The sequence below is a fragment of the Pseudomonas sp. MD195_PC81_125 genome (assembly GCF_014060985.1).
Taxonomy (GTDB): Bacteria; Pseudomonadota; Gammaproteobacteria; order Pseudomonadales; family Pseudomonadaceae; genus Aquipseudomonas; species Aquipseudomonas parakoreensis.
On the sequence record NZ_JABULD010000046.1, the window covers coordinates 1 to 1,498 of the forward strand.

The window sequence follows — 1,498 nt, forward strand, 5'->3', positions numbered from 1 at the left end:
CGATCTTTTGATCTTGATTGTAAAAAACAAAAATCAAAAAGATCGCAGCCTTCGGCAGCTCCTACAGGGAGTGGGGTTTACAGGACGGAGAAGTTGTAACTCACAATCAACCGGGTCTCATCCACATCCCGCGCAAATTTCTCATAGTTGGTGCGGTAAGTCGCATTGCGCAGACGCAGGCTGACATCCTTGAACGTGCCCGTCTGGATCACGTACTTCAGCTCGCTGTCGCGTTCCCACTCTTTGCCTTCCTGATCGCTGCCCGGGACTTTGATGTGGTCACCGTTCACATAACGGGTCAGGAAACTCAGGCCGTTGATGCCGATGGCCTTGAAGTCATAGTCGTAACGCAGCTGCCAGGAGCGTTCCTGCGCCGCCGCGAAGTCGTTGACCTGCACGTAGTTGACCAGATACGGATTGCTGCCATCGAGGTACGGCATCGAATTGTCGCCGTTCATGCGCTGCCAGCCGGCGCTGAAGGTGTGGCCGCTGATGCCGTACGAGAGCATGCCGCTCAAGGCGCGGTTGTCGATGGAACCGGCCTTGGCATCACCGCTGTCGGCGCTTTTCAGCAAACGCACATCGGCCTTCAGCACGCCGTCACCCAGCGGCTGGTTAGCCAACAGACCCACAAAGTGCTGGCGATAGATATCTTCCAGTTCCGCGTAGTGATACTGCGCGGTCAGGCGATCGTTGATCTTGTAATCGATGCCGTACATGTCGAAATGGTCGGCGGTGGTGTTGCAGGCGTAGCGCTTGTTCTTGCAGTGCACGCGGATGTCTTGCGAATCAGTGGAATCGCGCGCCGTGTATTTGTCCAGACGCGCGGCCATGAAGGTCAGATCCTTCACTTCCTTAGAGGTCAGCATGGCGCCGTTGAACATGGTCGGCAGCAAGCGGCCGTCGTTGTACTTGAGCAGCGGCAGATCCGGCAGCAGCGCGCCGTACTTCAACACCGTGTCCGAAACCTTGACCTTGGCGGTCAGGCCCATTTTTGCGTACTGGCCCTTCGAGCCGCGCGGGTTCTCGCCGCTGGACGGCAGCAAGCCGCTGTTGCTGCGATCAGGGCTGGAATCGAGCTGAAAACCGAGCATGCCCAACGCATCGATACCGAAGCCGACCGTGCCCTCGGTGTAACCCGATTGCAGATTGAGAATAAAGCCTTGCGCCGACTCTTCACGCTTGGAAGCGCCCTGGTCGCTTGAGGTGTGCCCATCACGGAAATCGCGGTTGAAATACACCGTGCGCGATTCGATTTTCGCCGTGGTGTCTTCGAGAAAACCGCTGGCCTGAACCTGCGCGGCAAAACCGGCGCACAGCACAGCGGCGCCGAAGCCAAACGACTGGCGCGGGGTGATGAGAGGGAATGGGGGACGCATGAAAAACTCCAACAGTACAGCGTTTGCGCCAGGGCGCAGTCAGCCAGAAAAATAGCTCCCGTCCCGGGTCAAAAACAGCCGGGAAGAAGTGGACACGCAGGGGTGAGCGACAATGATGG

Annotated in this window: 1 protein-coding gene; it reads right to left on the reverse strand. The window is 57.9% G+C overall.

The window, feature by feature from the left end; genetic code table 11:
• Positions 1 to 77: 77 nt before the first annotated feature.
• A complete protein-coding gene (locus HT737_RS02450; RefSeq protein ID WP_182401300.1) occupies positions 78 to 1,379 on the reverse strand; it encodes an OprD family porin in 1,302 nt (433 codons plus the stop codon).
• Between the last annotated feature and the right edge of the window lie 119 nt (positions 1,380 to 1,498).